Raw genomic sequence first — 13,098 nt, 5'->3', positions numbered from 1 at the left:
GCATCCGGGCATGACCGCCGCCCTCCTGTACTGCGCCGACATGCTCGAACCAGGCGGCCCCGACGAGCATTACGCTGCTGAGGCGGCATTGGCCCGCGAACTCGGCGCACGGGTCGCCCTGATCGACCACGACGCGCTGACCCGGGGCGATCCCGGCCGGGCCGTTGCCCGCGTCCCCGAAGGTCTCGGCGCGGCCTGGTACCGGGGCTGGATGGCAACGGGGGAGCAGTACGAGGCGCTGCACCGGGCGCTGGCCGCGCGCGGCGTCGGCCTCGGGACCTCGCCCGAGCAGTACCGCGCCGCGCACGAACTGCCCGGCTGGTACCGCACGTTTGCCGAGCTGACCCCGGAGAGCCGGTGGATACCGTTGCGGCCCAATGCGATCCCGACCTCCGAGGTGCTGGACGCCATGGCGGCGGAGCTGCCGGACGGGCCGGGGATGGTCAAGGACTACGTGAAGTCCCGCAAGGGCGAACCGGAGGCGTTCTTCGTCCCCGAGCTCGTCGACACGGCCGCGCTGCACTCGACCGCGGCGTGCTTCATCGAGCGCCAGGGCCCGGACCTGGCGGGCGGCCTGGTCGTGCGCGCCTTCGAGCCGTTCACCGGCACCGGCGGCAGGGCGGCCGAAGCCCGCGTCTGGTGGGTCCGGGGCGAGCCTGTCGCGGTCGGCCCGCACCCGGACCAGCCGGGCACTGTGGTCGAACCTGACCTCACCGGGGTCGCGGAAGCCGTTGCGGCCCTGGGGTGCCCGTTCGTCACCACCGACCTCGCCCAGCGCGAGGACGGCGTCTGGCGCGTCGTCGAGGTCGGCGACGGCGGCGTGAGCGACTTCCCCCGGGGCACCGACCCCGCGCCCCTGCTCCGGTCGCTCCTCTAGCGGGCGGTGCCGAGGTCTTCGGGCTGCAGGCTCAGGGCTTGAGTGATGGCCATGACGTCCTGGTATTCGCGCCAGAGCAAAATCTTGCCGTCGCGGACGCGCAGGACCGCGATGAAGGCCGCCGAGGCGGCGACGCCGGTGGTGGTGACCGCTCCGGAGAGCTCGTACTCGACGACGAGGACTTCGGGATCGGCCGTCTCGATGGTGGTGATCTCGCGGAACGCCTCGAAGCGGATCGGGAGGGACCTGGCCGCGTAGAACTCCAGCCACGCGTCGCGGCCCTCGTGGCGGCGCATGCCCGGCGGGGAGAACGGGGTCTCGACGACGATGTCGTCGGCGAGGAGTTCGGCGGGCAGGAGCGTCGCGCCCTCCTCCTGGAGGACCGCGTCCTGCATTTGCCGGTAGACGTCGAGCGGGCTCGTGATGGTCATGGTCGTGCCTCCGAAGTAAGATGAGTTGGACTCGATTTCGAATATAGTGAGTGTGACTCACTTTGACAAGGGGGATTCCGGATGGGCCGAGAAGGCTTGCCGCCCAGCGGTGAACGACCGGTGCGTGCCGACGCGCGCCGCAACCGGGCGCGGATCCTGGAGGCGGCCGAGGCGGTGTTCGCCGAGCAGGGCGCGTCGGCTGCGACCGACGCCGTGGCCGCGCGCGCCGGGGTCGCGATCGGGACGGTCTTCCGGCACTTCCCGACCAAGCCCGACCTGCTCAAAGCCGTGGTCATGAACCTGCTCGACCGCCTCATCGGCAAGGCCGACGCGCTGGTCCGCGACCCGGATCCGAATGCGCTCTTCGACTTCTGCGTCCTCATCATGGAGGCCGGCGCCTCGCAGCGGGCGATCTTCGCGCGCCTCGCCGAGACCGGCGTCCAGGTCCGCGTCGCCGACGCCCTGGAACGCCTGCGGCCCTCCGTGGACGTCCTGCTCGACCGCGCCCGCGACGGCGGCGCCGTCCGCGAGGACCTGCGGTCCGACGAGCTCATCCCGCTGCTCGCCGCCCTCTGCCAGGAGGCCGTCGCCGCCGACTGGGACGCGGCGCTGCGCGGCCGCGCCCTCGACCTCCTCTTCGCAGGCCTGCGGCCTTAGGTCCTGTCCCGCTTGGTGAAGATGTCCGCCAGGACCCGCAGCGCCATGATCGAGGCGATCAGGAGCAGCGTGAGGCCGATGAACTGGTAGAGCCCGATGTCCTCGGTGAGCGCCGGGCCGGTCTCGATCCCGATGAGCATCGCCGACATCACGCCCGTCGCCGCCGCGAGCACGGTCAGCAGGGTCTGGTGCAGCCATCCGGTGATCGCCCGGCGGTCCTCGGCGCGCGAGAACAGCCGGAAGTTCGCGGTGAGCCGCCCGGCCTCGGCGGCGGCCGCCAGGCGGTCGAGGCGGCGAGGCAGCTTGCGCAGCACCGGAAGCAGGTCGGCGGCCTCCTCCGCGATGAGGTCCTTGACCGCCGCCGGGCGCAGGTGCTGCTCCGCGTACTCCTCGCCCGCGCGGCGCGCCTGCCCCACCAGGTCGAAGCCCGGGTCGATCGCCGTCAGGCATCCCTCCAGTGTGGCCAGTGCGCGGAACACGGCGGCGAGCTCGGGCGGGATCGCGATGCGGTACTTGGCGATGATCCGGAACAGCTCGGTGAACATCCGCAGGTCCGGCGCCGTCCCGGCCATGAGGTGCCGGGCCATGAACGCGCCGAGCGCCCGTTCGAACGCTGCCTGGTCGAGCTCGTCGGGCCGGGTCGAGACGCCGATGAACGCGTCCGCGAGTGCCGGGCCGTCCTGCTTGTCGACGGCCGCCAGGATGAGCTGCAGCGAGGCGCGCAGCTCCCGGTCGAGCCGCCCGACCGAGCCGAAGTCGATGAGCCCCAATCGGTCGTCGTCGAGCAGCAGCAGGTTCCCCGGATGCGGGTCGGCGTGGAAGATCCCGTCGATCATGACCTCGTCGAGCATCTCGCGCAGCAGCGCCGCCGCGAGCGGCCCCGGCTCCAGGTCGCGTCCGGCGAGGACGGGACCGGCCGTCGCGAGCGGCACGCCCGACAGGCGCTCCATGACGAGTACGCCGTCGTCGGAGAGGTCCGGGTAGGGCCTGGGGACGCGGACCGCCGAGCGGCGGCGGTCGTGGGCGACCGCGACCTGTGCGAGATTGCGGGCCTCCACGGTGAAGTCGACCTCCTCGCGCAGCGCGGTCGCGAATCCCGCGGCGAGCCCGAGCACGTCCATCGAACGGCCCCAACCGGTGTGGCGGTCCAGCAGATGCGCGAGCCGCTCGATGATGTCGAGGTCGCGCTCCACGGCCTGCGCGGCCCCGGGACGCCGGACCTTGACGACCACGGCCTGGCCGCCGTGCAGCACAGCACTGTGGACCTGTGCGATCGACGCGGCGGCCATCGGCTCGGGATCGAAGCGGGCGAAGACCTCGCCGACCGGCGCGCCGACCGCCGCCTCGACCAGTGCGGCGGCGGTCGTCCCGGGGATCGGCGCGGCCTGGTCCTGCAGCTTCGCCAGCTCCGCGATGTACGCCGGGGGCAGCAGATCGCGCCTGGTGGAGAGGATCTGCCCGAGCTTGACGAACGTGACGCCCGCGTCGTCGAGCGCGAGCCGCAGCTCCCGCGCCTGCTCGGGCCCCTGGCTGAACGGGCGGCCCCGCAGCAGCCCGAACAGGCCGTGCCTGGAGGCGATCGCGAGGATCTGGAGGTACCGGCGCGTGCGCCGCGTCCTGGCCCGGAGTCCCTTGAACCAGTTGCGGACCGGCGGCACCGCCCCGGTCGGCAGCACCGCCTCCCACACCACCAGCGCGATCATCGCGACCACCGGAGCGCTCACGAACGCCAGGGCGAGCAGCGCCACCGCGCCAGGGGCCTGCTCCGGCGTCGGCCCACTGTCCCCATAGGGCTCGAACAGCACCGGCACGAGTCCGTACTGGACGATCCCCAGGCTCACGAAGCTGACGATCAGCAAGCGCCACAACGTGTACCGGACATCGAGCAGACGCGTCGCGGTGTACGCGACGAGCGTCGTGTTGACCGCGAGGCCGAACACGGAGACGAGCAGCACGGTCACGAGGCGAGGCCCTTCGGGTCGAGGCGCGGTCCGATTCCGCCACAGGTTACTGCACCAATACGCCTCTCAGCCCGCGGTCGCGGCGACCTGGCGGTACTGCGACGGCGCGATCCCGTACTCGCGCGTGAACGCCTGGCGCAGCGCCTCCGCCGACGTGAATCCGCAGCGTGACGCCACCCGCGCGACCGGCAGGTCCGTAGTCGTGAGCAGCTGCGCCGCCGCCGTCACGCGCGCCTGCCGCACGAACCGCCCCGGCGTCTGGCGCAGGTGCGTGCGGAACAGCCGCGTCAGGTGCCGCGGACTCACCCGCGCGACCCCCGCCAGCGCCTCTGTGGACAGATCGCCGTCGAGGCTTTCGCTCACGTGGTCGGCGACCTTGCGGACCAGGTCGTGGTCGACCGCCGGGGCGGCCGTGAACATGCTCATCTGCGCCTGGTTCCCGGGCCGGTGCAGGTAGGTGACCATCGCGCGGGAGACCCAGCGCGCCAGGTCCGGCCCGAAGTCCGCCTCGATGAACGACAGCGAGAGGTCGAGCGCGCTCGTGACCCCGGCGGCGGTGTAGACGTTCCCGTCCTTGACCCAGATCGGGCGGGGGTCGACCTCGACCCGCTCGTACTGCTCGGCGAGGCGGTTCGCGAAGTGCCAGTGGGTGGTCGCCCGCTTCCCGTCGAGCAGGCCCGCCGCGGCGAGGACGCTCGCGCCGGTGCACAGCGACGCCACGCGCTCGCTCTCGCGGGCGAGCCGCCGCACGTGGCCGACGAGCCGCTCGTCGCGCGCCGCCTTCTCGTGCCCGAGCCCGCCCGAGACCACGAGCGTCCCTATCGGACCACGGATGCGCTCCAGGGCCGCCTGGCCGGTGAGGACCAGCCCCGACGAACAGGTGATGGGCCGCCCGCCGGGGGTGGCGAGCACGAGGTCGTATCCGAGCGCCGGGTCGATCACCCGGACTGAGTCCAGTGTGGTCGTGACGCAGGCGATGTCGAGGAGTTCGGCGTCGTCGTAGCCGACGACGACCACGCGGTGCGGTGCCATGGCTCCAGCCTAGGTCTGAAAGACCAGGATGCCAAGATTTCGGACCTGCCGTTCCCGCGGCGTTGACCGCCCCGGCCGGACGCGCGACAGTGAAGACAGCAGATACCCCCTCTAGGTATACGAGGAGCCCGTCATGACCACCACGACACCCGAGACCCTGCCCCGCGCGGGCAGTCCGATGCGCTCGCTCCTGCGACGCTGGCCCACCGCCGCCGGGATCGCCATGGCCGCGTTCGTGGCCTGGGGCGCGACCTCCGGGGCCGACATCGCCCCGGTGCTCGCCGCCTCCGGCTTCGTCTACCTCGGATCGGCGGCGTTCGCCAGGCGCGGCGCGGCCTGGCCGGTGTTCTTCCTGTCCTTCGTCGTCATCGGCGTCGGCGGGTTCACCGCCTACGACTCGGCCTTCGGGGTCTGGGCCCTTATCGGCATCGCCGCCGTCCTGGCCGTCTACGGCCTGGTCCGAGGGGCCGCCCGCCCCACCGAGGGCCTGCCGCTCCAGGGCCTGGCGATGATCGGCTTCGGCGCGCTCGCCGTCGCGATCCTGCTGGTCGGCGGGGATCTCGGCCTCTATCTCGTGGCGGCCGGCCTGCTCGGCCACGCCGCCTGGGACGTGTGGCACCACCGCACCGAGCGGGTCGTCTCCCGTTCGCTGGCCGAGTTCTGCTTCGTGCTCGACACCCTCGCCGCCGCCGCGATGATCGCGGTCGCTCTGACCAACTGACGTTGGAAGGCGTTGACAACCGTGCGCCCGATGTGCAACATATATTGAAAATGTTCGATGTGACCGCATTCCTCCGGCGGTCGCGTCGGCGCGCGACGACGCGAAGGCGGTCACCATGACGAACCAACCGCGACCAGGCGGCTCCCGGCGCACGGCACTCAAGCGGATGGCGGCCGCGGCGGCGGCCGCCGCCACGGCCCCGCTCCTCGTCCCCGACCCGGCGCGCGCGGCCGACGCGGCCGCGCGGCAGATCGGCGCGGCGGCCTGGGAGACCCTCATCGACGGCAGCTCCTTCGCGAGCCGCGCCGCCCTCGAATCCGAGTGGAACTACCTGTACCCCTGGGGATCCGACCACAACGGCACCGCCCGGATGTACGCGTCCTCGACCGACAGCAACCACTGCTATCTGTCGCCCGCGGGCGTCCTCAACCTCAAGGCCACCCGCATCACCTGGGACGAGGGCAACAGCAGCAAGGACCCCTACCTGCCCATCCACTACCACTCGGCGGCGATCCACGCCAAGAACCAGGTCCTCGTCAACGACCAGTTCCCCGACTGGGAGGTGCGCGGCGAGTTCCAGGCCCCGTCCGCGCGCGGCACCTGGCCGGCCTTCTGGATCACCGGCGCGAACTCCTGGCCGCCCGAGAGCGACATCCTGGAGTACAAGGGCGACAACCGGAACTGGTTCAACACCTACGACGGCGGCTGGGACAACACCATCGTCACCGTCGCCTCGCCCGGCAGCTGGCACGAGTACCGGATCTGGATGACCAAGACCTCGGGGACCGACGTGCAGATCCACTACTACCTCGACGGCGTCTGGAAGGGCGCCCACACCGGGTCGAACTTCGTGGGCAAGCCGATGAACGTCATCATCAACCTCCAGATGGAGGGCGCCTCGGGCTCCGGCGGCCCGACCGGCGACACCTACTACAAGGCCCGCAACGTCTACGTCGGGCGCACCAACAACGGCTGACCCGGAAGGAGCGGACCCGGCCTCGCGGCCGGGTCCGTTCTCGTCGGTTTGCGGGGGTTGGCTATGGGAAGCGATTGCCCTACAATCTCATTGACAAATATAAATGCCCGGATTGCTGAGGAACTCCCGGCATGTCTCAGCGGTCCGGCTCTCCTTTGGAGTGGACATGTCTACGCAGACCGAAGGCCGCCCGAGGCGAAGGCGCCTGGCGGCCGTACTCGCCGTCCTCCTGGGCGGCGTCATCGCCGCGGCCGGGAGCTTCTTCGTCACCACCAGCGCGCAAGCGCTGGAGACCGGCGTCTGGTACAACATCGAGTCCCGGCACTCCGGGCTCGTCATGGGCATCCGCGCCGCGTCGACCGCGAACGGCGCCGAACTCGTCCAGTGGGCCAGCAATGGCTCCCACGACCAGCAGTTCCGCTTCGTCGACGCAGGGAGCGGCTACTACAAGATCCAGGTGCGCCACTCGGGGCTGGTCCTCGACGTGGCGAGCGGCTCGACCGCGGACGGCGCGAAAGTCCAGCAGTGGGGCGACGCCAACTCCACCAACCAGCAGTGGAAGATCACCGAGAGCGGCGGCTACGCCACCTTCGTGAACCGCGCCTCCGGCAAGGCCCTCGACGTCTGGGAATGGTCCACCGCCCAAGGCGGACGCATCTCCCAGTACACCGCCACCGGCGGCACCAACCAGCAGTGGCGGCTCGTCAAGGCCGAAGGCGACGTCGACGCCGACTACGTCGTCGCGCTCGACGGCACCGGCACCCACACCACCGTGCAGGCGGCCGTGAACGCCGCGCCCTCCGGCTCGACCATCCTCATCAAGAAGGGCACCTACAAGGGCGCGGTGACCGTGCCGTCCTCCAAGACCGGCATCACCTTCGTCGGCGCCACCGGCAACGCGGCCGACGTGGTCATCCACGAGAACCGCTGCGCCAGCTGCAGCAACGGCAACGGCGGCACGTGGGGGACCAGCGGCAGCGCCAGCGTCCTCCTGCAAGGCGCGGACTTCACCGCCGAGGACCTGACGTTCGCCAACACCTACGACGAGGCCGCGAACGGCAACAGCCAGGCCGTGGCCGTCAAGGTCCAGGGCGACCGCATGGTCTTCGACAATGTGCGGTTCCTCGGCAACCAGGACACGCTCCTGACCGACTCCGGCTCGGCCACCACGGTCTCGCGGCAGTACTACCACGACTGCTACGTGGAGGGCGACGTCGACTTCATCTTCGGGCGCGGCACCGCCGTGTTCGACGGATGCACCATCCACTCGCTCAACCGCGGCTCGACCACCAACAACGGCTACATCGTCGCGCCGAGCACCGAGATCACCAACCAGTACGGGATGCTGTTCTACCAGTGCACGCTGACCAGCAACGCCCCCAACAACTCCGTGTACCTCGGACGGCCGTGGCCCGCGGGCGGCTCGACCACCGCGCGCGGCCAGGTCCTGTACCGCCAGACCGTGATGGGCGCGCACATCCGCACCGCCGAGCCGTGGTCGGACATGTCCGGCCTGGCCTGGGAGGACGCGCGCCTGCGCGAGTACCAGAACACCGGTCCCGGCGCGACGGTGAACGCCAACCGCCCGCAGATGTCCTCGGCTGACGCGGCGAACTACGAGCCCGTCGACTACCTCCGCGGCAGCGACGGCTGGAACCCGATCCGCTAGCACCCAGCACTACGGCGCCGCCGGGGCCCGCCCCGGCGGCGCCGCCGTTCCCGGTTACCGGCCGGTTCGACACCGCGTCCCGACCTCCGGTGGTTGTCTGAGGACACCGCCAGGGAGCCGCGCGCCCGGCCGCCGCTCCCCACCGACCAGGAAGGGACCGCCATGAACGCAGTGCAACCGATTCCGGACGACTACCCGCGCGTGACGCCGTATCTCCACGTCGTCGGCGCCGCCGACGCCCTCGAGTTCTACCGGAACGTGTTCGGCGCGACCGAGCGCGGCGGCCGCATGGAAGGCCCCGACGGGACCGTCATGCACGCCGAGATCGAGATCGGCTCGTCGCTGATCATGGTCGCCGACGAGTTCCCCGACATGGACGCCTACGCGCCCGGGCACTTCGGCGGCACCCCCGTCTCGATCCACGTCTACGTCGAGGACGCCGAAGCGACCTTCGCCGCCGCGCTGGCGGCCGGAGCGACTTCGCTCAACGACGTGGCCGACCAGTTCTACGGCGACCGGATCGGGACCTTCAAGGACCCGTGGGGCCACAAGTGGCACGTCTCCAGCCGCGTCGAGGAGGTCTCCGAGGAGGAGATGCGCAAACGCATGGCCGCCCAGCAGCAGTCCTGAACAGCGAGAACGGCCCGTCCGGTTTCCGGACGGGCCGTTCGCGATGAGAGCGCTAGAGCGTCACCACCCTGCCGCCCAAGGTCACCACGAGCTTCCCGGTCGAGTCGAACGACCAGGCCAGCGCGCCCGAGTAGTTCGAGCAGCGCGACCCGTTCGAGCCCGACCAGAACTGGTTCGAGCTGTCCGAGTTCCCCGAGATGCTGTCGTTCGTGCCGCCGGAGAAGAAGCACGAGGTGTTGTTGCGGAACACGTGCGAGCCGGCGCTGAACTGGAAGTTCCGCTCCTCGCTGTCGATGCTCAGGTTGTTCGAGATCGTCATCGAGCCGGGGTTCGAGTTGTACGTGAACCCGTGCTGCCCGTTGTCGAACGCGATGCTGCGCACCACCGTGTGGTTGATCGGCACGTCCTCGCCGCCGAGTTTGTAGCCGTTGCGGTCGCCGTTGGAGTAGACCGTGCCGTTCGACAGCGTGCCGTTGCGGTACGACAGGGAGTCCTCGATCCGCACGGTGCCGATCGGGTCGTAGTCGGAGTACGTGTACAGGTCCCAGCCGTCGTCGGCGTTGTTGTGCGCCACCGCGTACCGGAAGACGTTGCCCGAGCCCACGGTGAGCTTCGCGGCGAAGCCGTCCGCGTCCTCGCCGTCGGAGTCGGCGTTGTCGTGCGACTCGGCGCTGATGATCAGGTTGTTCGCGGGCCACGACGCCGTCGTGCTCGTCGAGGACTGGCGCGAGAGCTGGACACCGCTGTCGCGGTTGTAGCGGGTGAGCGTGCGCTCCAGGATGTTGTTGCTGCCGCTCACGAAGATGCCGTTGTCACCGGCCCGCTCCACGGTGAGCCCCTTGAGGTGCCAGTAGTTCGCGTACAGCGCCAGGCCGCGGTTCGCCGACGCCTCGGACTGCGCCGAGAAGTTCAGCACCGGCTTCTCGCCCGGGTACGCCGCGAGGGTCGTGCGGGCGCTCGAGGAGCCGCTGTCCTGGTCGATGACGATCGTGGAGGAGTAGTTGTAGGTGCCCCCTCGCATGTAGATGGTCCCGCCCGCGTTCACCCGGCTCAGCGCCGAGGCCAGCGTGGTCGGGGCCGCCTCGGTGCCCGCCGCCGAGTCCGAGCCGCCGGGGGCGACGTAGATCGCGCCGCCGGTGGGCGGCGGGGTCGTGGTGCCGCCGCCGCTGGTGACCTCGAAGTCGAGGTAGTCGATGTTGGCGAGGCCGTCGGCGCTCGTGGCCGTCAGGCGGATCGTGTTGCTGCCCGCGTTCACCGGCACGGTGAGCGTCTTCGTGGACCAGGTGGTCCACGCGCCGGTGCCGCCGAACGCGCTGGCGGACTGGGCTACCGAGCCGTTGACGGTGATGTCGGCGGGGCGGGTGGCGGTGGTGCCGTTGGCGTACCGGATGCCAAGGGTGGCGGTGCCCGCGCTGGCGGCGTTCACCGTGAACTGGGCCGTCGCCCCCGTCGCGTTGGGGGTGTTGCAGAAACCGGTGCCGGAGAACCCGGCGTTGTTGGAGTCGATGGTGCCGGAGCACGTGGCGGGCGAGGTTTCGGCCTCGTAGCGTATGGGCGCCGCGGAGGCGGAGTTCATCGCGACCAGGGTGGCCGCGGTGGCGATGATGCCGGCGAACCCGGCCACGAGCGCGGTGCGCACGCTTCTTCGACGAGACATGTTGCTTCCCTTCGCAACTTCGTTGTCGCACTGGGGGTGAGAGGACCCCAGGCCCGGCTAGTAATACATAGAAATGTATGAATCAACCGGTTGCCACGAGCGTAAGGAAAAGGCTTTCCTCTGTCAAGGGTGCAAATCGGACATTCACCATCCCGTTTGGAACGCCCGACCCGAATCCCCCTTCTGGGAGTGATTGACAAAGTTTGGTCGATAAACTTATTCTGGTATCGAGGAAGTTCGATGGGCCTCCTCGTTTCCGTCCCCTCAGCAAGTCAATGCGGACTTAAGGAGTGCCATGCAAGGCGTCAGACGACGTACCCGCAGATGGATCACCCTGGTGGTGATGGCGGTCGCCACCATGGCGGCCGGACTCGGCCTGATCATGCCCTCGGCCGCCTACGCGGCCGAAGGCTGCAAAGTCGAATACAAGATCGCCAGCCAGTGGCCCGGCGGCTTCACCGGCAATGTCGCGATCACCAACCTCGGTACACCCGTGAACAAATGGGGCCTGGAGTGGACCTTCCCCAACGGCCAGCGCGTCACGCAGGCCTGGAACGCCACGGTCACGAACGCCGGTGACGTCCACACCGCGAAGAACGTGGACTACAACGCCAAGATCGCCACCAACGGCTCGGTCTCGTTCGGCTTCAACGGCTCCTGGTCCGGCACCAACGGCGTGCCCGCGCAGTTCAAGCTCAACGGCGTCGTCTGCGACGGCACCACCGGCGAACCCAGCACCCCGCCCACCACGACGCCGCCGCCCACCGGCGGGGCCACCGCGATGGAGACCGTCGCGGCCATGGAGCCGGGCTGGAACCTCGGCAACACCCTCGACGCGGTGGGCGCCGACGAGACCGCCTGGGGCAATCCGCGCGTCACCCAGGAGCTGATCGACAACGTCGCCGCCCAGGGCTACAACAGCATCCGCATCCCCGTCACCTGGGACAACCACCAGTCCAAGACCGCCCCGTACGCCGTCGAGGACGCCTACCTCGACCGCGTCGAAGAGGTCGTGGGCTATGCGCTCAACGCCGACCTGCACGTGCTCATCAACATCCACCACGACTCGTGGATCTGGATGGCGGACATGAACACCAACCGGGCGGTCGTCGAGGCCCGCTACGAGGCCATCTGGACCGAGGTGGCGACCCGCTTCCGCGACGCTCCGCCGGAGGTCCTGTTCGAGAGCGTGAACGAGCCGCAGTTCAACAATGTGGACGATCCGACCGCCGAAGGGCTCCTGAACGACCTCAACGTCTCCTTCCACGAGATCGTGCGCGGCACCGGCGGCGGCAACGCCACCCGCGTGCTCGTGCTGCCGACCCTGCACACCAACGCCGGCCAGGCCCACCTCGACGCGCTCAGCGCCACGATCGCCTCGCTGGACGACGAGAACATCGCCGCGACCATCCACTACTACGGCTTCTGGCCGTTCAGCGTCAACGTCGCCGGCTACACGAAGTTCAACGCCGAGGTCCAGGCCGACCTCGAGGGGTACTTCGACCGGGCCCACGCCGAGTTCGTCGCCAACGGCATCCCGGTGATCGTGGGCGAGTGGGGCCTGCTGGGCTTCGACGCCCACACCGGCACCGTCGAGCAGGGCGAGAAGCTGAAGTTCTTCGAGTACCTGCAGTACTACGCGGCCCAGAAGGGCCTCACCCTGCAGCTGTGGGACAACGGCCAGCACTTCAACCGGACCACGTTCCAGTGGAAGGACCCCGAGCTCTTCAACATGATGAAGGCCAGCTGGACCACGCGCTCGGGCACGGCCTCCACGGACCAGGTGTTCGTGGCGAAGTCCGGCACCGTTTCGGACGTGTCGATCACGCTGAACCCGAACGGCACCACGTTCCAGGCGCTGCGCCTCGGTTCCACGAACCTCGTGCAGGGCACCGACTACACCATCTCGGGGAACACCCTGACGATCAAGGCGAGCAGGCTCACCACGCTCCTGGGCGACCGCGCCTACGGGGTCAAGGCGAACCTGAGCGCGGTGTTCTCGCAGGGCGCGCCGTGGCGGATCAGCGTCATCTCCTACGACCAGCCGACGATGTCGGCCGCGACGGGCGCGACCGGCTCGTTCGCGATCCCGACCCAGTTCAATGGCGACCAGCTGGCGACCATGGAGGCGAAGTACGCGGACGGCACGGCCGCCGGCCCGCACAACTGGACCTCCTACAAGGAGTTCGCCCGCGCGTTCAGCCCGGACTACACGGCCGGTACTGTCGCTCTCCCGCAGGCGTTCTGGACCGATGTGAACGACGGCCAGAAGGTCACCCTGACGTTCCACTTCTGGAGCGGCAAGACCGTCACCTACTACGTGACCGAGTCCGGCGGCAACGTCACCGGCTCGCTCACCTGATCTGAGCACGAGGAACGGCCCCGGCGCAGCCTTGGGTTCTAGGGGTTGTTGCAACACCTTGTTCTACAAGGGATTGTGATGGCGTTCGAGATCCGAGAGGACCGGAGTAGGTCTCGGGGTCGCAA

11 protein-coding genes are annotated in these 13,098 nt (G+C 69.6%); 7 read left to right on the top strand and 4 right to left on the bottom strand.

The features are described 5' to 3' along the window. Window positions 1-10 precede the first annotated feature (10 nt). Window positions 11-877: an ATP-grasp domain-containing protein gene (locus ACGGCP_RS26015; RefSeq protein WP_392971355.1), complete on the top strand. Its 867-nt coding sequence runs from the start codon at window positions 11-13 to the stop codon at window positions 875-877. Here ACGGCP_RS26015 and ACGGCP_RS26010 read toward each other — a convergent pair. Then, window positions 874-1,308: a nuclear transport factor 2 family protein gene (locus ACGGCP_RS26010; protein WP_392971352.1), complete on the bottom strand. Its 435-nt coding sequence runs from the start codon at window positions 1,306-1,308 to the stop codon at window positions 874-876. The two genes, ACGGCP_RS26015 and ACGGCP_RS26010, sit on opposite strands and share 4 nt — an antisense overlap. 120 nt (window positions 1,309-1,428) lie before the next feature. Between ACGGCP_RS26010 and ACGGCP_RS26005 the strand changes: the two genes are divergently transcribed. Next, complete coding sequence (locus tag ACGGCP_RS26005; RefSeq protein ID WP_392971349.1) at window positions 1,429-1,965, top strand: TetR/AcrR family transcriptional regulator; 537 nt, start codon at window positions 1,429-1,431, stop codon at window positions 1,963-1,965. Here ACGGCP_RS26005 and ACGGCP_RS26000 read toward each other — a convergent pair. Beyond that, entirely contained in the window at window positions 1,962-3,926 is a 1,965-nt protein-coding gene (locus ACGGCP_RS26000; RefSeq protein WP_392971347.1) for an ABC1 kinase family protein, read from the bottom strand. The two genes, ACGGCP_RS26005 and ACGGCP_RS26000, sit on opposite strands and share 4 nt — an antisense overlap. Before the next feature lie 66 nt (window positions 3,927-3,992). Further along, window positions 3,993-4,958, bottom strand: a complete 966-nt coding sequence (locus ACGGCP_RS25995) for a GlxA family transcriptional regulator (protein WP_392971344.1) — start codon at window positions 4,956-4,958, stop codon at window positions 3,993-3,995. A 133-nt stretch (window positions 4,959-5,091) separates the two neighbouring features. On the opposite strand from ACGGCP_RS25995, the gene ACGGCP_RS25990 reads away from it, so the two are divergent. From ACGGCP_RS25990 to ACGGCP_RS25975, 4 genes are all read left to right on the top strand, one after another. Continuing rightward, window positions 5,092-5,679, top strand: a complete 588-nt coding sequence (locus ACGGCP_RS25990) for a hypothetical protein (protein ID WP_392971341.1) — start codon at window positions 5,092-5,094, stop codon at window positions 5,677-5,679. A gap of 115 nt (window positions 5,680-5,794) precedes the next feature. After that, window positions 5,795-6,655: a twin-arginine translocation signal domain-containing protein gene (locus tag ACGGCP_RS25985; protein ID WP_392971338.1), complete on the top strand. Its 861-nt coding sequence runs from the start codon at window positions 5,795-5,797 to the stop codon at window positions 6,653-6,655. A gap of 166 nt (window positions 6,656-6,821) precedes the next feature. Further along, window positions 6,822-8,324, top strand: a complete 1,503-nt coding sequence (locus ACGGCP_RS25980) for a pectinesterase family protein (protein ID WP_392971335.1) — start codon at window positions 6,822-6,824, stop codon at window positions 8,322-8,324. A 162-nt stretch (window positions 8,325-8,486) separates the two neighbouring features. Beyond that, window positions 8,487-8,954, top strand: coding sequence for a VOC family protein (locus ACGGCP_RS25975; RefSeq protein ID WP_392971332.1), 468 nt, complete (start codon window positions 8,487-8,489; stop codon window positions 8,952-8,954). 52 nt (window positions 8,955-9,006) lie between these two features. On the opposite strand, the gene ACGGCP_RS25970 is transcribed toward ACGGCP_RS25975, so the two are convergent. Beyond that, a complete protein-coding gene (locus tag ACGGCP_RS25970; RefSeq protein ID WP_392971329.1) occupies window positions 9,007-10,611 on the bottom strand; it encodes a carbohydrate-binding protein in 1,605 nt (534 codons plus the stop codon). A gap of 295 nt (window positions 10,612-10,906) precedes the next feature. Here ACGGCP_RS25970 and ACGGCP_RS25965 point away from each other — a divergent pair, with 295 nt between their 5' ends. Further along, window positions 10,907-12,973, top strand: coding sequence for a cellulase family glycosylhydrolase (locus ACGGCP_RS25965; RefSeq protein WP_392971326.1), 2,067 nt, complete (start codon window positions 10,907-10,909; stop codon window positions 12,971-12,973). The last annotated feature ends 125 nt before the right edge of the window (window positions 12,974-13,098 follow it).

The sequence above is a fragment of the Glycomyces sp. NPDC048151 genome (genome assembly GCF_043202775.1).
In the GTDB taxonomy this organism is placed as follows: domain Bacteria; phylum Actinomycetota; class Actinomycetes; order Mycobacteriales; family Micromonosporaceae; genus Glycomyces.
This window is presented reverse-complemented; position numbering and strand designations above follow the sequence as displayed.